Genomic DNA, 21,565 nt, shown 5'->3' on the forward strand with positions numbered 1-21,565 from the left:
GTTGGGTGATATTTTCTTGTAATGCGTTCTTTTGGGGTTAGGGGATTTAGTTGGGAGCTGTAGAGGAGGTATTCAAAATACCCCCTATCCCCTTAAGAGAATGAGCTTAAAGCAAAATAACCAAAATCCCATTATAAGGCTTGTTTATGCTTAATAGAACAAAGCCTTTAATTTATTTTTCTCTTCAATAAAACGCTTAAAAACCACCAAAAGACTATAAATACTTCGTTAAAGACAGATTATTGATTTTGTTCGTGGAAGCTAAAACAGCGTTATAGTTGTTAGTGAGATTGGAAAATTTGTTATAAGTTTCTGCCATATCCGTGCCGGTCGTTTCCCCACGAATGCTTTGAACTTGCGTTTTTAAAACTTCATTACGCCTGATGATGTTTTCAAACGCCTTGCCATGAGCGCCGTTTTTAGCGATCATTTTTTCTATGTGATCGCTCAAGTGATCTATAAGGGTGATGCCGTTTTGAATGCCTAAATTACGCATGTCGCTAGAATAAGTATCCCCTAAAGCGTCCGGGCGATAAATCCCTTTTCTTACAGAAGTGATGGTATTTTCTAATTGATCAAAAAAATTCACGCTTGGCTTGTCAATAATTAGAGCGTTATTAGCGTTTAATTTAAGGCTTGGTTTGTCGCTGTGCAAGGCGTTTTGAGAAAAATCATTCGCGTCTTTATCAAAAAGCATGAACTGCATTTTGGTGTTTGAATGCATGTTGTCTTGGATAATGACTTTACCCTCTTCATTCAAATTAATAGAAAGGTTGTCTTTAGCTTGTTTTAACAATCCAATAAATTGCTCCTTGCTTTCTTTTGAAGTGGGGTTATCGCTGATTTGTTGGTAGATTGCAGGATCAGTGTTGCTGTAATTGAGCGCGATACTCATCGCATCCATGAGCTGCCTGTAAGTGACTTCATTGGGTTTAGACGCTTGAATATCAGCGGTTGTGGGGTCATAAAGCGGGATTTTAACGCCATTAGGCAAACTCAAAAAAGCCCCATTAGGATCCAAATTCATTTGCACTTCTAAAAACGAACCATTCACATCGTTTAATTTCATGTTAAAAACGCTATTTTCTAAACTCCCATTAGAGACTTCACTCAGTTTAGTAGAGCCATTAGCCGCGCCATTTTGAGCGGTTTGAGCGACATTGCTTTCTAATTTCGCCCCTTCTTTATTGAAGTAGGTTTTTTGGTATTCGCTCGCGTTATTAGTAGGGATACCGGCCACTTCTAGCCCTTTTTGATCCAGGGTGCTTAAGGCAAAAGAAATAGGCGATTCTTTAGAAGAATTGTCAATGATCCTCAAACGCCCGTTCGTTTCAATTTCCACATCTACTTCATTATTGAAGCGTTCTTTAATCGCGTCTTTCAAATCTTTAATCGTAGAGTTTTTCACATCTAAAAGAATGGGAATATCCAAATTAATAGGGAGGTTTGGGATTTTAATAGTGCTTTCATCGCCCAAACGGCTGGCGTTGATTTTTAAAGTTTCCACCTTATCGCCAAAAATCTCGCTCAATTTAGTGTTTTTGTTGGCTAAAACATTGTCTTTAGTCACAAACACGCTAGGGATTTCAAGCACCTTGGGATTATACATGTTAGGCACCGCTTTAACTTGACTCAAACTCCTATCCGTTACAAACGCGCTTTTGACATATTCAGTAACCCTTTTAGCGCTCGAACGCAAGGCGTCTAAATCATCAAAATCCCCATCGCTAGAAATCAAATGAAAATCCAAATTTTCACTGCCGGGGGTTAGGTTTTTGATCTCAATTTGCCCCCAATTGTTCAAACTCACATCCACGACTTTATTTTGCGAAGTGTTCCCGTAAGCATGACCGATTTTATCCAACAAATCGCTCACTTTAGTCGCGCTTTCTTGGTTTTGATAGGCTTTATCTAGTGCGAATTTTTCTTTAAAACTAGAGCCATCAGGCCTAACGCCTTGCAAATAAAAAAACTCTTTAGGATCATTAGTGGGGTCTTTATCGTTATCGCCGATGAGTTCTCGCAAGGTATCGCTGGGTTTAATAAAAACTTCTTCAGGCAATGAAGAATGTTCTAAAGCATCCATCACATCAGGATGGAGCTTGTTTTGATTGAGTAATTTAATGTTGGTGGTAATGAGCTTGTGTTTGTCTTTATCCGCGCCTAAAAACAAATCTTGCCCGCTGATATTATAAGGCACAAGGTTATCAGAGCTAATAAGCGCGTTTAAATCTTCGCCATTGCCATGGTATTTCCCATTACTATCAATGGGAGGTCTATCCACCTTACTGCCCCCAAATAAAAATTCCCCCCCTATAGAGGTGTTAGCGACATTCATCATATGCTCTTTTAAGCGTTCTAAATCGTTAGCGATAGCGGCGCGAGAAGTCTCTGAATGCACATCGTTAGCGGATTGGATGAGTTTGGTTTTAAACGCCTCCATCGTTTTAGAAAATTCTTGCAAGGCTTTGTCGGTATTGAGCGTTGAAGCGTAAGCGTTTTGAGCCACATCAATGCCTTGATCTAAGGTGTTTTCTTCGTATTGGAATTTTAAATTCTGGTTGTTAATGTCGCTGTTTTGATAACCATAACGGATTTTTAGCCCTGAAGCGATCTGCGTGTTAGCGTCATTGATTTTATTTTGTAAAGCGTTTTGGTAGTGATTCATTTGGTTGTATTTTGAGCCAAAGGTAACGCGCATGATCAAATCCTTATTGGTTTTTTAATAAACAAGCTAAAAGTATTCCAAAATAAGCTTAATAACAATTGTGAGTGGTTTGAGTGGGGCAATGCGGAGGAATAATGGCGGGTTAAATGGGGTGTTTTTGAGTAAAAAAATTCTTTTAATATGAATTTAAACTCAATTTAAAGTTAAATTTTAGCAAATACTCACTATAATAAGCACTTATTTTAAAAAGAGCGTTCAATTTTTAAGGAATAGAAATGTCATACGCAATATTCAAGCATGGCGGTAAGCAATATAAAGTCGTTGAAGGCGATATTGTTTTATTGGATAAAATGAATAAAGAGCCTAAGGCTTTAGTGGAATTAGTGGAAGTGTTAGCCGTATCTAAAGAGGGCAAACTCTCTTGTGGGAAACCCTTTGTGAATGGGGCTAAAATTGAAGCGGAAGTGATCAATGAAGGGCGCGGCAAAAAAGTCATCACTTTCAAAAAACGCCGCCGAAAAGACAGCAAAACCAAGCGTGGTTTTAGAAGAGATTTCACTCGTGTGAGAATCACTAAAATTGTAGCATAAAGGAGTATTAAACAATGGCACACAAGAAAGGTCAAGGGAGTACGCAGAATAACAGAGATTCTGCAGGAAGACGCTTAGGCGTGAAAAAATTTGGCTCAGAATTTGTGAGAGCAGGGAATATTGTCGTACGCCAAAGAGGCACTAAAATCCATCCCGGTAATAATGTGGGCATGGGGAAAGACCATACCTTATACGCGCTCATAGATGGCGTTGTGAAGTTTGAGCATAAAGACAGAAGCCGCAAAAAAGTTTCTGTAATTAGTGGGAATTTTGGGGAGTAGGGTAACCTTTAAAGGTTAATTAAACCTTTGGGTGTTTGTTAAACGCCTATAAACACCATAAAATATTTATAATTTAGATCTCTACTCTTTGTAGAATATGTGTTGTGGAGACTAGTTTATGAATAGCGTTTTTATCAAGGGTTTATCCCTTTCTGTTTTATTATTGTTTGGGGTTTTTTTAAAAGCTTCAGAAAACGCCACTCTTAATCCATCTAAAGAAAATGTTTCTGTTGAAGAACAAAAGCGTTTTGGAGGCGTTTTAGTTTTTGCAAGAGGCGCTGATGGCTCGAGCATGGATCCGGCCTTAGTAACTGATGGCGAAAGCTATGTGGCGACGGGCAATATTTATGACACGCTCGTGCAATTCAAATACGGCACGACAGAAGTTGAACCAGCGTTAGCGACGAGTTGGGAAATATCCCCAGATGGTCTTGTATATACCTTTCATTTACGCAAAGGGGTTTATTTCCACCAAACGAAGTATTGGAATAAAAAAGTAGAGTTTAGCGCTAAAGACGTGCTGTTTTCGTTTGAACGCCAAATGGATAAGGCTAAACGATACTATAGCCCGGGGGCTAAAAACTATAAGTATTGGGAAGGCATGGGCATGTCTCATATTATTAAGAGCATTGAAGCTTTAGATGACTATACCATTAGATTCACGCTTAATGGGCCAGAAGCCCCGTTTTTAGCGAATTTGGGCATGGACTTTTTGAGTATTTTGAGTAAGGATTACGCTGATTACTTGGCTCAAAATAATAAAAAAGACGAGTTGGCTAAAAAACCTATTGGGACAGGGCCTTTCAAATTCTTTTTGTGGAATAAAGATGAAAAAATCATCCTTTTAAAAAATCAAGATTATTGGGGGCCTAAAGCTTATTTGGATAAGGTGGTGGTGCGCACCATTCCTAATTCTTCCACTCGTGCTTTAGCGTTAAGAACCGGCGAAATCATGCTCATGACTGGGCCTAATCTCAATGAAGTGGAGCAATTAGAAAAACTTCCTAATATCGTGGTGGATAGAAGCCCTGGGTTAATTGCCAATTGGCTTTCATTGAACACGCAAAAAAAGTATTTTAACAACCCTTTGGTGCGTTTGGCTATCAATCATGCCATCAATGTTGATGATTATATTAAGGTGATTTATGAAGGCTTTGCCCAAAAAATGGTCAATCCTTTCCCGCCCACCATATGGGGTTATAACTATAATATCAAACCCTATGAATACGATTTGAAAAAGGCTAAAGAGTTACTGAAAGAAGCGGGGTATCCTAACGGCTTTAAAACCACTATTTTTACCACTTCCACTCGTAACCCAAAAGGAGCGGTGTTCATACAAGCGAGCCTGGCTAAAATTGGCATTGATGTGAAAATTGAAGTGTATGAGTGGGGGGCTTATTTGAAAAGAACGGGATTAGGCGAGCATGAAATGGCGTTTGCAGGCTGGATGGCAGACATTGCGGATCCGGATAATTTCTTATACACCTTATGGAGCAAGCAAGCCGCTTCAGCCATACCCACTCAAAATGGTTCCTTTTATAAGAGCGACGCCTTTTCCGATCTGCTCATAAAGGCTAAACGGGTTTCGGATCAAAAAGAGAGGGAAGCCCTTTATTTAAAGGCTCAAGAAATTATCCATAAAGACGTGCCCTATGTGCCTTTAGCTTATCCTTATTCAGTGGTGCCGCACTTGTCTAAAGTCAAAGGCTATAAAACGACCGGAGTGAGCGTGAATCGCTTCTTTAAGGTGTATTTAGAAAAATAAAAGAGGTTGTATGCTGAGTTTTATCATTAAGCGTATTTTGTGGGCGATCCCCACGCTGTTTGGAGTGAGCATTATCGTGTTTATGATGGTGCATTTAGTGCCAGGAGATCCGGCGTTAGTGATTTTAGGCGAAAAGGCCAATCAAGCCGCTATTGACGCTTTAAGGGAGCAATTTGGCTTGAATAAGCCCTTGATAGAGCAGTATTTTTTCTTTATCAATAACGTGTTGCATGGCAATTTTGGCACTTCTATCATGACTGGTGAGCCTGTGATGCATGAGTTTTGGCAACGCTTCCCGGCTACGGTGGAATTGGCTTTGATCGCTTTGTTTATGGCTCTTGTTTTGGGTATTAGCGTTGGCGTGTTAGCTGCGATCAAACGCTATAGCGTGTTTGATTATTCTAGCATGACTTTCGCTTTAGCCGGGATTTCTATGCCCGTGTTTTGGCTAGGGCTCATGCTGATTTATATCTTTAGCGTGCAATTGGGGTGGTTGCCTGTTTTTGGGCGTTTGAGCGATGTGTATTACTTAGATGGCCCTACAGGTCTTTATTTGATAGACAGCCTGATCGCAGGAGATTATGGGGCGTTTGTGGATACGATTAGGCACTTGATTTTGCCTAGCATTGTGTTAGCCACGGTTTCTACCGCTGTTATTGCCAGGATGACTCGCGCAAGCATGGCAGAAGTGTCTAAAGAAGATTACGTGCGCACCGCTAAAGCTAAGGGGTGCAGCTCCTTTAGGGTGATTTTTGTGCACACTTTGCGTAACGCCTTAATCCCTGTAACGACTATCGCAGGCTTGATGTTGGCCGGGCTTTTAGGGGGGAGCATGATAACTGAAACGGTTTTCTCATGGCCTGGGATTGGCAAGTGGATCGTCAATGCGCTCAACCAGCGCGATTTCCCCATTATCCAGTCCATGTCTTTGATTATTGCCATGATGTATATTGGGGCTAACCTTTTAGTAGATGTTTTATACGCTTTTATTGATCCTAGAATAAGGTTGTCATAATGGAGTCTTTTAGAGAATTTATCCAACAATTCAAAAAAAATAAGGCGGCGGTCGTTGGGGCATGGATTGTGCTTTTATTGGTGGTTTGTGCTGTTTTTGCGCCCCTTTTAGCCCCTTATGATCCTTATGTGCAAAACGCGCAAGATCGCCTTTTAAAACCTATATGGGAGCATGGGGGGAATGCTAAATACCTTTTAGGCACCGATGATTTGGGGCGCGATATTTTGAGCCGCTTGATCTATGGGGCTAGGATTTCTTTAACCATAGGGATTGTGTCTATGGGGATTGCGGTCTTTTTTGGCACGATACTAGGGCTGATAGCGGGGTATTTTGGGGGGAAAACGGATGCGGTTATCATGCGTATCATGGACATCATGTTCGCTTTGCCCTCTATCTTATTGATCGTGATTGTGGTCGCGGTGTTAGGGCCCTCACTCACTAACGCCATGCTCGCTATTGGGTTTGTAGGGATCCCTGGGTTTGCACGATTGGTGCGCAGTTCTGTGTTAAGCGAAAAAGAAAAAGAATACGTGATCGCTTCTAAAATCAATGGCTCTTCGCACCTTCGTTTGATGTGTAAGGTGATTTTTCCTAATTGCATTATCCCTTTGATCGTGCAAGTTACAATGGGGTTTGCTTCCACGGTTTTAGAAGCGGCCGCGCTGAGCTTTTTAGGTCTTGGGGCGCAACCTCCAAAGCCTGAATGGGGGGCGATGCTGATGAATTCCATGCAATACATCGCTACCGCTCCGTGGATGCTTGTTTTCCCTGGGGTGATGATTTTTTTAACGGTCATGAGTTTTAATCTGGTAGGCGATGGCATCATGGACGCTTTAGATCCTAAACGCGCCTCTTAAAAGGAGCTTGCATGATTTTAGAAGTTAAAGATCTAAAAACTTATTTTTTCACCGATAAGGGCGTGAATAAAGCGGTGGATGGCGTGAGTTTTGGCTTGAAAAAGTCTCAAACGCTCTGCATTGTAGGGGAGAGCGGGAGCGGGAAGAGTATCACTTCGCTTTCTATTTTAGGGTTGATTGAAAAGCCCGGGAAAATTGTAGGGGGGAGCATTCAATTTTTAGGGCAGGATTTGTTGCAACTCAAAGAAAAGCAGATGCAAAAAGAAATCAGGGGCAAGAAAATTGGCATGATCTTTCAAGAGCCTATGACGAGCCTAAACCCTTCCTACACGGTGGGGTTTCAAATCAATGAAGTGCTAAAAATCCACCACCCAAGCCTTAATAAAAAAGAACGCTTAGAAAGGGTGGTCTATGAATTAGAGCGCGTGGGCATTCCCCATGCCGGGGATAAATACCATGAATACCCTTTCAATCTCAGCGGAGGGCAGCGCCAAAGGGTGATGATCGCTATGGCTATGGTGTGTGAGCCTGAAATCTTGATCGCTGATGAGCCGACGACGGCGTTAGATGTAACCATTCAAGCGCAAATCTTGGAATTGATGAAAGAATTGCAACAAAAAAAAGGCACTTCTATTTTGTTTATCACCCATGATTTAGGCGTGGTGGCGCAAATCGCTGATGAAGTGGTGGTGATGTATAAAGGGCATGTGGTGGAGCAAGCGAGCGCCAAAGAGCTTTTTGCTGACCCAAGACACCCCTATACCAAAGCTCTTTTAAATGCGATCCCTAAACCGGGCAAAGAATACCGCAAAAAACGCTTAGAAACCGTGGATGAAAATGTGGATTATTTGAGTTTTCAAAAGGAGTTACGATGAAGCTCTTAGAAGTTAAAGAATTGAAAAAAACCTATGCGATAGACAGGGGGTTATTCAAGCCTAAAAGAGTGATCCATGCGCTCAATGGGATCAGTTTTGAAGTGGAACAAAATGAAGTTTTAAGCATCGTGGGGGAGAGCGGTTGTGGGAAAAGCACGACAGCCAAAATTTTAGCCGGGATTGAAAGGCAAGATAGCGGGGCGATTTATTTCAATGGCAAGCGCCATTTGCATTTTAGCAAACAGGATTGGTTTGATTACCGCAAAAAGGTGCAAATGATTTTCCAAGACCCTTATTCTAGCCTGAACCCAAGGTGGAAAGTGGGCGAGATCATCGCTGAACCCTTGCTGTTAAATTCTCATTTTTCAAAAAAAGAAATCAAAACAAAAGTGCTAGAGATCATGCAAAAGGTGGGCTTGAAATTAGAATGGATCGATCGTTACCCTCACCAATTTTCAGGCGGTCAAAGGCAACGAATCGGCATTGCTAGGGCGCTCATTTTGCATCCTAGCGTGGTGATTTGCGATGAGCCTGTGTCTGCGTTAGACGTGTCCATTCAAGCGCAAGTGTTGAATTTGCTCTTGGATTTGCAAAAAGAAATGGGGCTGACTTATATTTTTATCAGCCATGATTTAGGGGTGGTGGAGCATATAAGCGATAAAATCATCGTAATGAATCAAGGGCAAATCGTAGAAACGGGGGATGTGGATAGCGTGATAAGCGCTCCAAAGCACCCTTATACGCAGAAATTACTCAATGCGGTGCCGCATTTGGAAAAATCCATGCAAAGATTTGCTGAATAAAAGAAAGGGTATTTAAGCTGTGTTTGTAGATAGTGTGGAAATCATCATCGCTTCGGGTAAGGGGGGGCCTGGAATGGTGAGTTTTAGGCGAGAAAAATTTGTCATCAAAGGAGGCCCTGACGGAGGCGATGGAGGCGATGGAGGCGATGTGTATTTTGAAGTGGATAACAATACCGACACTTTAGCGAGTTTTAGAGGCACTAAACACCATAAGGCTAAAAACGGGGCTCCAGGAGGCACACGGAATTGCGCAGGCAAAAAGGGCGAAGACAAGATCATTGTCGTGCCGCCAGGAACGCAGGTTTTTGTAGGTGACAAGTTGTGGCTTGATTTGATCACGCCTAAAGAAAGGGTGTTAGCCTTAAAAGGAGGCAAGGGGGGGTTAGGGAATGTGCATTTTAAAAGCGCGACTAAACAGCAACCCACTTACGCGCAAAAAGGCTTGGAGGGGGTTGAAAAATGCGTGCGTTTGGAATTAAAGCTCATCGCTGATATAGGGTTAGTGGGCTTCCCTAATGCGGGTAAATCCACGCTCATTTCCACCATCTCTAACGCTAAGCCTAAAATCGCTAACTATGAATTTACGACTCTAGTGCCTAACTTAGGGGTTGTGAGCGTGGATGAAAAAAGCGAATTTTTAATGGCGGATATTCCTGGCATTATTGAAGGGGCTAGCGAGGGAAAAGGCTTAGGGATTAGCTTTTTAAAGCACATTGAACGCACCAAAGTTTTAGCCTTTGTTTTAGACGCTTCTAGGTTGGATTTGGGTATTAAAGAGCAATACAAACGCTTGAGATTGGAGTTAGAGAAATTTTCACCCACTCTGGCCAACAAGCCTTTTGGGGTGTTGCTCAATAAATGCGATGTTGTAGAAAACATTGATGAGATGACTAAGGATTTTTGCGCCTTTTTAAACTTAGGAGCGCAAAAATTAAACGCGTTTGATTTAGAGCCGTATTTAGGGTTTTTGCACCCCAATTTAACTAGCGATTTTGAAAACAACCCCAATGAACAATCAGCGCTCTTTGTCTTGCCCCTTTCAGCAGTTAGCACTCTTAACACGCATGCGCTTAAATTTGTGTTGTTGAAAGCGTTACAATGAAGCCCTGTTGTATTTGAAAATAGTTTAATCAAGCTAGATACACTCCCCTAAATTATAGCGTGTGGGGTGGGGATTATAGAGGGTGTTTCATAAGATGCGCAAAGACACACGCATAATGTAATGGCGTGAAATTTCTGTTGTTAAAAGCGTTGCCATAAAACGCTATTTTTTAATCAATTCAAGCAAAGGCGAGAGATGAAAAGATTTGTTTTATTCTTGTTGTTCATATGTGTTTGCGTTTGCGTTCAAGCTTACGCTGAGCAAGATTACTTTTTTAGGGATTTTAAATCTATAGATTTGCCCAAAAAGCTCCACCTTGATAAAAAGCTCTCCCAAACAATACAGCCATGCGCGCAACTTAACGCATCAAAACACTACACTGCTACTGGGGTTAGAGAGCCTGATGCCTGCACCAAGAGTTTTAAAAAATCCGCTATGGTTTCCTATGATTTAGCGCTAGGCTATTTAGTGAGTCAAAACAAACCATACGGCTTAAAAGCTATAGAGATTTTAAACGCTTGGGCTAATGAGCTTCAAAGCGTGGATACTTATCAAAGCGAGGACAATATCAATTTTTACATGCCTTATATGAACATGGCTTATTGGTTTGTCAAAAAAGAATTTCCTAGCCCAGAATATGAAGATTTCATTAGGCGGATGCGTCAGTATTCTCAATCAGCTCTTAACACTAACCATGGGGCGTGGGGGATTCTCTTTGATGTGAGCTCTGCGTTAGCGCTAGATGATCATGCCCTTTTGCAAAACAGCGCTAATCGGTGGCAGGATTGGATATTTAAAGCCATAGATGGGAATGGGGTTATTGCTAGCGCGATCACTAGGAGTGATACGAGCGATTATCATGGCGGCCCTACAAAGGGCATTAAGGGGATAGCTTATACCAATTTTGCACTTCTTGCGATAACTATATCAGGCGAATTGCTTTTTGAGAACGGGTATGATTTGTGGGGTAGTGGAGCTGGGCAAAGGCTCTCTGTGGCGTATAACAAAGCCGCAACATGGATTCTAAACCCTGAAACTTTCCCCTATTTCCAGCCTAACCTCATTGGGGTGCATAACAACGCCTATTTCATTATTTTAGCCAAACATTATTCTAGCCCTAGCGCGGATGAGCTTTTAGAGCAAGGCGATTTGCATGAAGATGGCTTCAGGCTGAAACTCCGATCGCCATGAATTGGTTCTGTATTCAAGATCATAGCGTAGAGGTTGTTCTCTTTTCTTAAGTCATGTGCTCCAATAAAAATATTTTTTTTACTGATTGAGAATGTTTGGTTCAGTCAGCATTATTTACAAAAAGAGTTTAAAATAAACGCAATTGTATCTTTAAGTCGTATTTAGAGTGCAAATGATTATCAAAATGAATCATTTTAGTTGTAAGCATGCGTATTTACACTAAAATAATAGGCGTTATTGATAAGATCACATTAAAGGATAATGAATGAAAAAAATGGTTTTGGTATCGGTTTTACTAGCAGGGTTTTTGCAAGCGGTGAATCTGGATCTATCTTCAGCTAAAACGACATGGACAGCCTTTAAAACTAAGGCTAAAACGCCGGTGAGCGGGAGTTTTGAAAGCATCACTTATAAACTAGGCAAATCTCAAGATAGTTTGAAAACCCTTTTAGAAGGGGCGAGCGCGAGCATGGATAGCTTGAAAGTCAATTTGGGCGATGACACTAAAAACAAAAACGTTAAGGAAGCTTTTTTCGCTCTTTTTAAAAACACTAACATTAAAGTAACTTTTAGAAATGTGATAGAAGGCGATCATGCAGGTTCTCTTACGGCTTATGTGAGGATGAATGAAAAGCTGGTGAAAGTGCCTATGCAATACACGATTGCTGATGATAAGCTCGTGGTTAAAGGGGTTTTGGATTTATTGAATTTTGGCTTGAAAAACGAATTAGCGAGCTTGGCTAAACGATGCGAAAGTTTTCATGAGGGCTTGACTTGGTCGCAAGTGGAAATCCAATTTGAAAGCATGATCAAGGGATAATTTAAACTCATGGAGTTGTTGCACAGCATTAATGATTTTAATGAAGCCAAGCAGGTGATCGCTGGGGGGGTCAATTCGCCTGTGAGGGCGTTTAAGAGCGTTAAAGGCACTCCACCCTTTATTTTAAAAGGTAAAGGGGCGTATCTTTATGATGTGGATAACAATCATTATATAGATTTTGTGCAAAGTTGGGGGCCTTTGATTTTTGGGCATGCGAACGAAGAGATTGAAGAAAATATTATTAACGTCTTAAAAAAAGGCACTTCTTTTGGCGCTCCCACAGAGTTAGAAACCACTTTAGCTAAGGAGATCATTTCTTGTTATGAAGGCTTAGATAAGGTGCGTTTAGTCAATAGTGGCACGGAAGCGACCATGAGCGCGATACGACTCGCTAGAGCTTATAGCCAAAAAGACGATTTGATCAAATTTGAAGGGTGCTACCATGGGCATAGCGACTCCTTATTAGTGAAAGCGGGTAGCGGGTGTGCCACTTTTGGATCTCCTTCTTCTTTAGGCGTGCCAAATGATTTTAGCAAACACACTTTAGTGGCTCGCTATAACGACTTGAACTCCACAGAAGAATGCTTTAAAAAAGGCGATGTGGGTTGTGTTATCATTGAACCCATTGCCGGGAATATGGGGTTAGTGCCGGCTCAAAAAGAGTTTTTATTGGGTTTAAAGGCTTTGTGTGAAAAATACCAAGCGGTGCTGATTTTAGATGAAGTGATGAGCGGGTTTAGAGCGAGTTTGAGCGGTTCGCAAGAATTTTATGGCGTCGTGCCGGATTTGGTAACCTTTGGTAAAGTGATAGGCGCGGGGCTTCCTTTGGCGTGTTTTGGAGGGCGTGCGGAAATTATGGACTTGCTTTCACCCATTGGAGGCGTGTATCAAGCAGGCACTTTAAGCGGTAACCCCCTAGCGGTGTGCGCAGGGTTGAGCACGCTTTATAAAATCAAAAGAGACAAAACCCTTTATACTCGCTTAAACGCTTTAGCCGTTCGTTTGACTCAAGGCTTACAAAAGAGCGCTCAAAACTATAACATCGCTTTAGAGACGCTCAACATGGGGAGCATGTTTGGCTTTTTCTTTAACGAAAATGCGGTGCGTGATTTTGATGACGCTTTAAAAAGCGATACCGAAATGTTTGCGAAATTCCATCAAAAAATGCTCTTTAAAGGCGTGTATTTGGCATGTTCAAGCTTTGAAACCGGCTTTATTTGTGAGCCTATGACTGAAGAGATGATTGATTTAGCGATTGCAAAAGCCGATGAGAGTTTTGATGAAATCATAAAGGGCGTGTGAATTTTTGAAAAAGCCAAAGTATTACAAGTTTATAGAGGGGGCGAATTATTTGAGCTTAGGGTTGTCTATGGTGGTAGCGATCCTTATGGGCGTGGCTATAGGCTATGGGCTTAAAAAACTCACTCACATTTCGTGGCTTTTTTGGCTTGGGGTTATTTGGGGCGTGTTAGCGAGCTTTCTCAATGTCTATAAAGCTTATAAAAACATACAAAAAGACTATGAAGAACTGGCCAAAGACCCTAAATACACGCATAGAACCAAGTAAATCAAAAGCCCATGTGCCAAATCCAATGCTTGCTTATTTTGCTTTTTATCAATATAGTTAGTGCGATTATCGTTTATTTTTTCCAAGCATTTCAAGGGGTTTTGAATTTTGAAGGGGGGTTTTTAGGGTTTTTTATCGTGGCGTTGTCTTCGTATTACGGCGTTAAAAAGCGTTTGGATTTAAGGAAACAAAATGGAGAAAAAGAAGAAAAGCAAAAATTCCAAAAATTCGCCCTGGGTTTGGAAATGTCTTTCAATGTGTGGCGTTTAGGGGGGTATGGGGTTTTATTAGGCATTTTAGGAGTGCTTTTATTTTCGCATCTTTTTAACGGGCTAATCTTTCTTATCGGCGTGTTTGTGAGCTCGCTCTCTAGCGCGTTATTACGATTCTTAAACAATAATGGTAAGTTTTGACACAAACTCGCATGGATTTTAACCCCTTTAACCCTCTTTTAATTTTTAATCCTATACAATAAAAACAAAAATGGGAGTGGATCTTGAAAACAAAAAATCCCGCTAAAAGAATCCTAAAAACCGCTGTGATTCAAATGCAATCCAAACCCTACGCCTTAAATGAAAACCTGCAATTAGCGCTCAATCTGGCCAAAGAAGCCCACGACAAAGGCGCGAATCTCATCGTTTTACCGGAATTGTTTGATAGCGGTTATTGTGTGAAAGATAAGGATGCGGATTTTGGGTTGGATTTTAAAGCGATAGAGCATGGAGAGGAAACCCTAAAAAACGAGACTTTAAGAGCGTTAAGCGGTTTTGCAAAATCTAGCGATACGCATATCGTGGCATGCAGCATTGAAAAAAATAATAAAAAACTTTACGATAGTGCTTATATCATTCCACCAAAAGGAAAAATCGTTGGCAAACACCGCAAGATCTATTTGTGGGGCGATGAGAAGTCTCGCTTCAAAAGGGGTAAAAAATACGAGGTTTTTACGCTGGATTTTGGGGATTTTAGTGCGAAAGTGGGTTTGCAAATTTGCTATGAAATCGGCTTTGGCGTGGGTGCGAACCTGCTTGCGTTACAAGGGGCTGAGGTTTTAATCTATCCTAGTGCGTTTGGCAAAGCTAGAGCTTATAATTGGGATTTGTTGAGCAAAGCTAGAGCGTTAGAAAATGGCTGTTTTGTGTGCGCGTGCAATCATAGTGGGGAAGAAACTAACGCCAAATTAAAACAAACGCTAGAATTTGCAGGCGATTCAAGAATCATCGCGCCCAATGGGAAAATCATCGCGCAAGCCACCAAGCTTAATGAGGTCATTATCGCCGAAATGGATTTAAACGAAGTGGCACTGCAACGCCAAAAAATCCCTTATTTACAAGATTTTGACACCAAACTCACCAAAAAGGGGTTTGGAAAACTCACTTAAAAAGGAGCGATTATGGCAAAAGAAATTTTAGTGGCTTATGGCGTGGATATTGATGCGGTGGCTGGTTGGCTGGGGAGCTATGGTGGGGAGGATTCGCCTGATGATATTTCGCGTGGGCTTTTTGCGGGGGAAGTGGGGATCCCACGGCTTTTGAAATTGTTTAAAAAATACCATCTCCCGGCGACTTGGTTCGCACCAGGGCATTCTATTGAAACTTTTCCAGAGCAAATGAAAATGATCGTGGATGCAGGGCATGAAGTGGGTGCACATGGGTATTCGCACGAAAACCCTATCGCTATGACGGCCAAGCAAGAAGAAGATGTTTTGTTAAAAAGCGTTGAGTTGATTAAAGATCTCACCGGCAAAGCCCCCACAGGCTATGTGGCACCGTGGTGGGAGTTTTCTAATATCACTAATGAATTGCTTTTAAAACACGGCTTCAAATACGACCACTCGCTCATGCACAATGATTTCACGCCCTATTTCGTGCGCGTGGGGGATAGTTGGAGCAAGATTGATTATAGTTTGGAGGCCAAGGATTGGATGAAGCCTTTAATCCGTGGGGTGGAAACAAATTTAGTGGAAATCCCTGCGAATTGGTATTTGGACGATTTACCGCCGATGATGTTTATCAAAAAATCCCCCAATAGCTTTGGTTTTGTAAGCCCGCGCGATATAGGGCAAATGTGGATCGATCAATTTGATTGGGTTTATCGTGAGATGGATTATGCAGTATTTAGCATGACAATCCACCCTGATGTGAGCGGACGCCCGCAAGTGTTGCTCATGCATGAAAAAATCATTGAGCATATCAACCAGCACGAGGGCGTGCGTTGGGTAACATTCAATGAAATCGCTGACGATTTCTTAAAACGAAACCCTAGAAAAAAATAGCGATAACGCCAAAAAGATTTTTGGCGTTTGATTTGGGAGATTAAGATGTGCGTTTTATGCGGGGAACTTATCAGCTCTTTTCATTGGACCGATGAAAATTACGGGAGCGATGAAAATTTGAGAGGGCCAAATGCGGTTATTAGCGCGAATGAAAACGCCAGAGAACGCAAAAGAGCGAGGCTCAAACGGGTGGGGTTGCTCAATCAAATTCTGGCGTTTTATGGGCTAAAAATTGATGATTGGCAAGGCGCGAAGTTTGTGCTGTGTGATAAAAAAGGGCAGAGCGTGATCGTGAATGATTTAGGCGATTTATGGGGTAAGGCGCAAAACTTAGCCAAAAAAGAAATGGACGCACTAGATTCTAATCTGTTAGCGTTTTTAAATCAAAACCCACACGCCACTCACTGATGCCTAAAATCCCTATCACGCTCATCACAGGTTTTTTAGGCAGCGGTAAAACGAGTTTTTTAAGCGAATATTTAAACCAAATAGATCACCAAGGCGTTGCCCTTATCATCAATGAAATCGGGCAAGCCGCTTTGGATCAACGTATCTTAAGCGTTCAATATTGCGGTGAAAAAATGCTCTATCTTAACGCAGGGTGCGTGTGTTGCAACAAACGCTTAGATTTAGTGGAGTCTCTAAAAGCCACGCTCAATAACTATGAATGGCGCGGCGAAATTCTAAAGCGCGTCATCATTGAAACCACCGGTTTAGCCAACCCGGCACCGATTTTATGGACGATTTTGAGCGATGTTTTTTTAGGGGCGCATTTTGAGATTCAAAGCGTGATGGCTTGCGTGGATGCATTGAACGCTAAAACGCATTTAACAAACAACGAAGCTAAAGAGCAAATCGTTTTTGCTGATGGCGTTTTATTGACCAAAACGGATTTGCAAAACGACAGCGTGGATCTAATAAAACTAAAAGAGCGGATACAATCCCTTAACCCTAGCGCAGAAATTTTTGACAAGAAAAATATAGATTACGAAAGCTTTTTTTCACGCAAAAATAGGGCGCGAAATTTTATGCCAAGAATGCCAAAAGATTCGCACTCGCAAGGCTTTGAGACTTTAAGCGTTAGTTTTGAAGGTGCGATGGAATGGAGCGCGTTTGGGATTTGGCTGAGTTTGTTGTTGTATCAATACGGCACGCAGATTTTACGCATAAAGGGGATTATTGATATTGGAAGCGATCTTTTAGTGAGCATTAACGGCGTGATGCATATCATTTACCCGCCTAAACATATTTTAAAGGATCAAAACGGCTCTAACCTCGTTTTTATTGTGCACCATTTAGAGCGTGAAAAAATCTTAAATTCCTTAAAGGGTTTTAAGGATTTTCTCGGCATCAAGGGTTTTGAAACCCCATAATTTTTCTATTTATGGATAGCTGTTTGCATTTTAATGGGGAAAAGAACGATGAAGCTTAAAACCAAACACACCCCACAAATAACAAAAATCAAAACATAGCCCAAATCCCCTAAAAAGATCGTGAAAAGATACGAGAAAAGTGCTTGGAAAATGCCAAAAGAAAACACCACCCAAGAAGACGCTTGAGCGAAATGCTTCGCGCCTGCAATTTTTAAAGCCATCATGCTGAATAAATTGATATTAGCGGTCGTGGCCGCTCCCATTATAAAGATGCTTAAATTGAGTAAAGAGATTTGGTGGAAAAAAATGGGTAAAAAGCATGCGATGGATTTTAAAATGAGGATAAAGATATTGGCTTCTTTGGCCCCTAGCTTTTGAGCCATGGGGCCGCTGATTAAAGAGCCAAGCGTAGCGCCAAAACCAAAAAACGCCCATGAAGTCCCAGCGATAGTGGGGGAGATATTTAAATGACGGATCAAATAATCCACCCAAAAAAGCGTGTGCGGTAAAAAACCAATCGCATTGAGCGCGCAAGAAATGAGCAATAACCACAAATGAAAGGGGATTTTAAACGCGCTTTCTTCTTTTTTAACGGATTTTTTCCTTAAAGAACGGGTTTTTAACCCAACCAAGGAAAGGATGAAAGCTATCAAACAACTGCCCCCTAAAAAAATCCATGCCCATTTGATGTTATAAGAGCTAATCCAAGGCAGAACGAACCCGCTAAAGACAGATCCAATGCCTACAGCGCTAAAAATAAGCCCCCCCACTAAGGCTTTTTTATGTTCTTTGACATAGGGTAAAGAGAGAGGAGCGACTAAAATCATTAACGCGCTGCTAGCCACACCGGCGATAAAACGCCAGATCCAAAGCCAAAAGAAAGGGATGCTATCAAAATAACAGACTAAAAAACTCAAAGCGATTAAGCCAAAACTGATTTTAGCGATGCTTTCTAATGACATTAACGGGCTTAAAAATTGGATTAAAAAACTCCCAAAAACATAGCCCATTAATACCGCAATCCCTAATTGGAAGCTTTGGTGTGGGGTTAAACTCCCTGATAAAATGAGTAGGGGGATTAAAACCACATAGCCAAAACGAGCCAAGCCGTTAGACACAAAAACCCCTAAAAAGCAAACAAACACGCGCATTTTGATCCTTAACAAATGACAAGTTATAAAAAGATTTTGTATTATTATATTGAAACTTGTTAATTGATAGCGCATAATGGGAGCGAGATGAGAATAAATTCAAGGAGCGTTCATGCTATTTAGTGGGCGCTCGTATCATTAAAGAGCTATCCCACGATTGAGCAAAAAAAATTAAACAATTGATAAATGGTAGGATTAAGGATTTAACGCATGCGTTCTTTTGGTGTTAGTAACATGCGATTAGCGCTTAGTAAAAATAAAATAATGCCACCAATGATGAAAAATGTTGAAGTTGCTAAAACCAGTATAGTATCAATCCCTTGAAAAGCTTTGATTAGAAGTTGATTAAGGTAGTAAAAAATAGATGTTTTGATAAATAATTGACCAATATTAGGTAGGTATTCTAAAGGAACAAAAACATTACAAGACATTAGCGCATAGAGATTGATGATATTACAAAATCCTAAGATGCTTTGTTCGTTTTGAAAAATTCTAGCTACAAAAATTGCCAAGCAAAAACAAAACAATGCGCTTGAAAAAACACTAACAAACCCCAAAATAAGCGCTTTAAAATTGAGAATAGTGATGATATTGAGCGCATAAAAAGAGAGAATAATAAAGATAAAAGCATATAGGATTACAACGATTAGTCTTGAAGCGATTAATGCTAGAGTTATTTGTTTGAAAGTTGCTGGTGATAGCATGTAGAACAAGAATATATTATGCGATCTAGAGCTTGTTATAGCTTGTGTGAGACCAAAGATCGCGCTAGAAATAATAAGAAGTCCCATTAAACCTATAATGTTATTAAAGTAAAAAATTTCAGTGGTATTTTTTGAAAAAACAAAAATTAGTAATAGGAGCATTAAAATAGGATAAATAAAAGTCCAAAATAGTGCACTTGTATTGGTGAGATAAGATTTGATTTCAAGTTTTAGGATAGATAGAATTTCTCCCATTAAATATCCTTTAGTAATACTAATAAGTCTTTTGTGGTTGGTTTTTCTTTAAAGTTAAAAGTTTTAGCTACAGATTTTAATATAGAATTTAAAGGTTTGTATTGAGTAATGTTGCCATTCTTAAGGAACAATACCCATTCGCAACTATCTAAGACAATAGGATCATGAGTGGCGATGATACTTGTAAGTTGCTGGGTATTACGCAAGTTTATGAGATTTGATAGTTTTATAAGAGCGTTTTGCTCTAAACTAGTTTCTGGTTCATCCATAATAATTAATTGGGGGTGGTGGCTAAGAGCTAAGTCAATCTTTAAGCGCTGTTTTTGTCCATCGCTTAGGTGTTCGTAGGTTTTATTCAAAAGATTTTTTTCAAATAGATTTGGAGTGCAGTTTTTGTGAAAAAATTGATAGAATTTAAAAAGGTCATTTGCGTTTAATCCAGGTGGGTAGTTGAATAGGTTAGAGACAACTCCCAATTGCTTGCGTTGTGGTATAACATTGTCGTGGTATGGAATATTATTGTTTTGTGCTTTAAAATTATAGTCTGATCTAATGCCTAGAATAGTGTTGATAAGCGTTGATTTTCCAGAACCATTTGTGCCAATAATGGCTGTACTAGTATGACTTTTAAATGAAAAATCTTGTATATTTAAAGCGTTTTTAAACATGGTTTTTGGGTGTATGCTGATGTTAGAAATCATAAAATCCCCCTATTAGAAATGATTTAAAATCCTATTTAGGGTTATTATATTCAAATGATGGTTTTATTGAGTGCAGTATTGCTAAAAAAATAACTGATCTTTGTTAAAACAAGCTAAAAGCGTTACTGACAGACACGATTCAAACGAGTGAGATTTTAAAAAGCGTTTTAGCTCTAAAAAATGGAAAAAATCAAGGCTTTGAATAAGAAATCAACGATCTCAAGAAAGCTAGAGAAACGGAGTTTTTAATCCCTTATTGTCAAAACTTTCTCATAAATGTGTTTTTTGCCCGCTATTGGCTTTATGGGTGTTTTAGCATATAAAACTCCAACGCTTTTTCAAAGAGGAGCGAGCGATTAGGAAAACCTTTCTAGAAATAGAAAATAAGAGCTTTGCAAATAAGTGTTTTGATTGCATTAATAAAGCGAATTTTTTGCTTGCTTTATAAAAAAGCTAACCCTACAACATCAAAGAGTGGTAGAAAATAAAGAGCGTTAATCAGATTTTTATGACACCATTTATCCCAAGCACCAAGGCGTTTGGGAAATATTCCTAAATGGTTTTAAATGAAAATTTATTTCTTATGAGCGAAATTGTGCGGGTTGCCTTTATCCCCAACATAAGCGATTTTATCGCCTAAAATATCATAAGCCTGACCAAAGCCTTTCACAAAACGCCCTTCTTTGAAATCCAATGCGATCAAATGGAAATCTTGCATGGCACGAATGGTTTTAATGCCCCCAGCACCGCCGGTTTTTTCAATGAAAGAATCAAACGCTTTGTCAAACTCCGCCCCTCTTTCAATAAACCTCGCATTGGTTTTATAACGCAAGCGTTTTCTCAAAATAGCTGATTTAGCCTTGCTCTCGTCTTCTAAAAACATCACTTCCACATTGTGGGGGTTGTTTTTAAGGCCCGCAAAATGCTCAGCCACTTCGCTCACATAAATGTAGTATTGTTTGCCATCTGTCATTAAAGGCGCATAAGAGCATACCACATGCCCATTAGGGTGTAAGGTCGCTAAACAAACGGAATCAAAGTCTTTTCTAAAGGCTTTAACTTCTTCTTCCACGCCTTTTAAATCATGGGTTTTTTCCACGCTTTGACACAATTCAATGATAGCGTTTTTGTAGTCTTTAGGGTCTTTAACTTCGTGGTTGAATTCAATCCTTAAAGTTTGGTTGTTGTTATAACCAATCACAATGCCTTGTGGATCCACGTTTTTAAAGGCGACATTTTCAGCGTGATGGACTTGCCCGAATTTTTTCAACAAGCCCTTCATGTCTTCTACATGATTAGCGTTCATGTGTTCTATAATACGATTAAGCAAAATATTCTCCTTATTTTTTAAAAATAATGAGAATATTATAATCAAAAAAACTAATTTTGAGCTTAATCTTTTGAGCGCTTTATTTTAAAATTTTCCTTAAGGGGATAGGGGGCATTTTGCGACAATATCCCCTTTAACCCCCTTAAAAACCCCCTAACCCAAGAAGACCACCTTTTTTTAAAAAACTATCACTTGATTAAAATCAAGCTCTTTTATAATTTTAATTGTAAAAAATACTTAAA

Annotated in this window: 22 protein-coding genes; 17 read left to right on the forward strand and 5 right to left on the reverse strand. The window is 40.2% G+C overall.

From position 1 onward, the window contains the following. Window positions 1–214 precede the first annotated feature (214 nt). A complete protein-coding gene (flgL, locus tag CS889_RS01520; protein WP_089086629.1) occupies window positions 215–2,701 on the reverse strand; it encodes a flagellar hook-associated protein FlgL in 2,487 nt (828 codons plus the stop codon). A 242-nt stretch (window positions 2,702–2,943) separates the two neighbouring features. Between flgL and rplU the strand changes: the two genes are divergently transcribed. The 17 genes from rplU to CS889_RS01605 all read left to right on the forward strand — a co-directional run bounded on the left by rplU (window position 2,944) and on the right by CS889_RS01605 (window position 17,182). Next, entirely contained in the window at window positions 2,944–3,258 is a 315-nt protein-coding gene (gene rplU, locus CS889_RS01525; protein ID WP_000119326.1) for a 50S ribosomal protein L21, read from the forward strand. Between the two features lie 14 nt (window positions 3,259–3,272). Further along, entirely contained in the window at window positions 3,273–3,539 is a 267-nt protein-coding gene (gene rpmA / locus CS889_RS01530) for a 50S ribosomal protein L27 (RefSeq protein ID WP_089086630.1), read from the forward strand. 118 nt (window positions 3,540–3,657) lie between these two features. Beyond that, a complete protein-coding gene (locus CS889_RS01535) occupies window positions 3,658–5,304 on the forward strand; it encodes an ABC transporter substrate-binding protein (protein ID WP_089086631.1) in 1,647 nt (548 codons plus the stop codon). Between the two features lie 10 nt (window positions 5,305–5,314). Then, window positions 5,315–6,319, forward strand: coding sequence for an ABC transporter permease (locus CS889_RS01540; protein WP_001931708.1), 1,005 nt, complete (start codon window positions 5,315–5,317; stop codon window positions 6,317–6,319). Further along, window positions 6,319–7,176: an ABC transporter permease gene (locus CS889_RS01545; protein ID WP_000443403.1), complete on the forward strand. Its 858-nt coding sequence runs from the start codon at window positions 6,319–6,321 to the stop codon at window positions 7,174–7,176. Before CS889_RS01540 ends, CS889_RS01545 begins: the two co-directional genes overlap by 1 nt. 11 nt (window positions 7,177–7,187) lie before the next feature. Further along, complete coding sequence (locus CS889_RS01550) at window positions 7,188–8,051, forward strand: ABC transporter ATP-binding protein (RefSeq protein ID WP_000599865.1); 864 nt, start codon at window positions 7,188–7,190, stop codon at window positions 8,049–8,051. After that, a complete protein-coding gene (locus CS889_RS01555) occupies window positions 8,048–8,854 on the forward strand; it encodes an ABC transporter ATP-binding protein (protein ID WP_089086632.1) in 807 nt (268 codons plus the stop codon). Before CS889_RS01550 ends, CS889_RS01555 begins: the two co-directional genes overlap by 4 nt. A gap of 19 nt (window positions 8,855–8,873) precedes the next feature. Then, on the forward strand, window positions 8,874–9,956 hold the full coding sequence (obgE, locus tag CS889_RS01560) for a GTPase ObgE (RefSeq protein WP_089086633.1): 1,083 nt from the start codon (window positions 8,874–8,876) through the stop codon (window positions 9,954–9,956). A 195-nt stretch (window positions 9,957–10,151) separates the two neighbouring features. Beyond that, the gene (locus tag CS889_RS01565) at window positions 10,152–11,147 is read left to right on the forward strand and encodes an alginate lyase family protein (RefSeq protein ID WP_033743282.1); all 996 of its coding nucleotides are present in this window, start codon (window positions 10,152–10,154) and stop codon (window positions 11,145–11,147) included. Between the two features lie 265 nt (window positions 11,148–11,412). After that, a complete protein-coding gene (locus CS889_RS01570) occupies window positions 11,413–11,967 on the forward strand; it encodes a YceI family protein (RefSeq protein ID WP_000738980.1) in 555 nt (184 codons plus the stop codon). Window positions 11,968–11,976: 9 nt separating this feature from the next. Then, entirely contained in the window at window positions 11,977–13,269 is a 1,293-nt protein-coding gene (gene hemL, locus CS889_RS01575; protein ID WP_089086634.1) for a glutamate-1-semialdehyde 2,1-aminomutase, read from the forward strand. A 4-nt stretch (window positions 13,270–13,273) separates the two neighbouring features. Then, window positions 13,274–13,534: an AtpZ/AtpI family protein gene (locus CS889_RS01580; RefSeq protein WP_089086635.1), complete on the forward strand. Its 261-nt coding sequence runs from the start codon at window positions 13,274–13,276 to the stop codon at window positions 13,532–13,534. Window positions 13,535–13,545: 11 nt separating this feature from the next. After that, on the forward strand, window positions 13,546–13,947 hold the full coding sequence (locus CS889_RS01585) for a hypothetical protein (protein WP_089086636.1): 402 nt from the start codon (window positions 13,546–13,548) through the stop codon (window positions 13,945–13,947). A gap of 83 nt (window positions 13,948–14,030) precedes the next feature. Then, window positions 14,031–14,915 carry a carbon-nitrogen hydrolase family protein gene (locus CS889_RS01590; protein WP_089086637.1) on the forward strand — a complete coding sequence of 295 codons (885 nt, stop codon included), beginning with the start codon at window positions 14,031–14,033 and terminating at the stop codon, window positions 14,913–14,915. 12 nt (window positions 14,916–14,927) lie between these two features. Then, a complete protein-coding gene (locus tag CS889_RS01595) occupies window positions 14,928–15,809 on the forward strand; it encodes a polysaccharide deacetylase family protein (RefSeq protein WP_001040398.1) in 882 nt (293 codons plus the stop codon). A gap of 45 nt (window positions 15,810–15,854) precedes the next feature. After that, a complete protein-coding gene (locus CS889_RS01600) occupies window positions 15,855–16,217 on the forward strand; it encodes a hypothetical protein (RefSeq protein WP_000337905.1) in 363 nt (120 codons plus the stop codon). After that, window positions 16,217–17,182, forward strand: a complete 966-nt coding sequence (locus CS889_RS01605; protein ID WP_089086638.1) for a CobW family GTP-binding protein — start codon at window positions 16,217–16,219, stop codon at window positions 17,180–17,182. Before CS889_RS01600 ends, CS889_RS01605 begins: the two co-directional genes overlap by 1 nt. A gap of 5 nt (window positions 17,183–17,187) precedes the next feature. Here CS889_RS01605 and CS889_RS01610 read toward each other — a convergent pair whose 3' ends face one another. From CS889_RS01610 to CS889_RS01630, 4 genes are all read right to left on the reverse strand, one after another. After that, complete coding sequence (locus tag CS889_RS01610; RefSeq protein WP_001263609.1) at window positions 17,188–18,333, reverse strand: YbfB/YjiJ family MFS transporter; 1,146 nt, start codon at window positions 18,331–18,333, stop codon at window positions 17,188–17,190. 203 nt (window positions 18,334–18,536) lie between these two features. Next, window positions 18,537–19,292: an ABC transporter permease gene (locus tag CS889_RS01615; protein ID WP_089086639.1), complete on the reverse strand. Its 756-nt coding sequence runs from the start codon at window positions 19,290–19,292 to the stop codon at window positions 18,537–18,539. Continuing rightward, entirely contained in the window at window positions 19,292–19,993 is a 702-nt protein-coding gene (locus CS889_RS01620; RefSeq protein ID WP_089086640.1) for an ATP-binding cassette domain-containing protein, read from the reverse strand. The genes CS889_RS01615 and CS889_RS01620 overlap by 1 nt, the downstream gene beginning before the upstream one ends. Window positions 19,994–20,567: 574 nt before the next feature. Continuing rightward, a complete protein-coding gene (locus CS889_RS01630) occupies window positions 20,568–21,323 on the reverse strand; it encodes a HugZ family heme oxygenase (RefSeq protein WP_089086641.1) in 756 nt (251 codons plus the stop codon). Window positions 21,324–21,565: the final 242 nt, after the last annotated feature.

It is taken from the genome of Helicobacter pylori (assembly GCF_900120335.1).
Lineage (GTDB): Bacteria > Campylobacterota > Campylobacteria > Campylobacterales > Helicobacteraceae > Helicobacter > Helicobacter pylori_BU.

Bases quoted from the DNA above. Each gene is read 5' to 3' on its own strand.
- flgL (WP_089086629.1), bottom strand. From the start codon at position 2,701: ATGCGCGTTACCTTTGGCTCAAAATACAACCAAATGAATCACTACCAA.
- rplU (WP_000119326.1), top strand. From the start codon at position 2,944: ATGTCATACGCAATATTCAAGCATGGCGGTAAGCAATATAAAGTCGTT.
- rpmA (WP_089086630.1), top strand. From the start codon at position 3,273: ATGGCACACAAGAAAGGTCAAGGGAGTACGCAGAATAACAGAGATTCT.
- CS889_RS01535 (WP_089086631.1), top strand. From the start codon at position 3,658: ATGAATAGCGTTTTTATCAAGGGTTTATCCCTTTCTGTTTTATTATTG.
- CS889_RS01540 (WP_001931708.1), top strand. From the start codon at position 5,315: ATGCTGAGTTTTATCATTAAGCGTATTTTGTGGGCGATCCCCACGCTG.
- CS889_RS01545 (WP_000443403.1), top strand. From the start codon at position 6,319: ATGGAGTCTTTTAGAGAATTTATCCAACAATTCAAAAAAAATAAGGCG.
- CS889_RS01550 (WP_000599865.1), top strand. From the start codon at position 7,188: ATGATTTTAGAAGTTAAAGATCTAAAAACTTATTTTTTCACCGATAAG.
- CS889_RS01555 (WP_089086632.1), top strand. From the start codon at position 8,048: ATGAAGCTCTTAGAAGTTAAAGAATTGAAAAAAACCTATGCGATAGAC.
- CS889_RS01565 (WP_033743282.1), top strand. From the start codon at position 10,152: ATGAAAAGATTTGTTTTATTCTTGTTGTTCATATGTGTTTGCGTTTGC.
- CS889_RS01570 (WP_000738980.1), top strand. From the start codon at position 11,413: ATGAAAAAAATGGTTTTGGTATCGGTTTTACTAGCAGGGTTTTTGCAA.
- hemL (WP_089086634.1), top strand. From the start codon at position 11,977: ATGGAGTTGTTGCACAGCATTAATGATTTTAATGAAGCCAAGCAGGTG.
- CS889_RS01585 (WP_089086636.1), top strand. From the start codon at position 13,546: ATGTGCCAAATCCAATGCTTGCTTATTTTGCTTTTTATCAATATAGTT.
- CS889_RS01595 (WP_001040398.1), top strand. From the start codon at position 14,928: ATGGCAAAAGAAATTTTAGTGGCTTATGGCGTGGATATTGATGCGGTG.
- CS889_RS01600 (WP_000337905.1), top strand. From the start codon at position 15,855: ATGTGCGTTTTATGCGGGGAACTTATCAGCTCTTTTCATTGGACCGAT.
- CS889_RS01605 (WP_089086638.1), top strand. From the start codon at position 16,217: ATGCCTAAAATCCCTATCACGCTCATCACAGGTTTTTTAGGCAGCGGT.
- CS889_RS01610 (WP_001263609.1), bottom strand. From the start codon at position 18,333: ATGCGCGTGTTTGTTTGCTTTTTAGGGGTTTTTGTGTCTAACGGCTTG.
- CS889_RS01615 (WP_089086639.1), bottom strand. From the start codon at position 19,292: ATGGGAGAAATTCTATCTATCCTAAAACTTGAAATCAAATCTTATCTC.
- CS889_RS01620 (WP_089086640.1), bottom strand. From the start codon at position 19,993: ATGATTTCTAACATCAGCATACACCCAAAAACCATGTTTAAAAACGCT.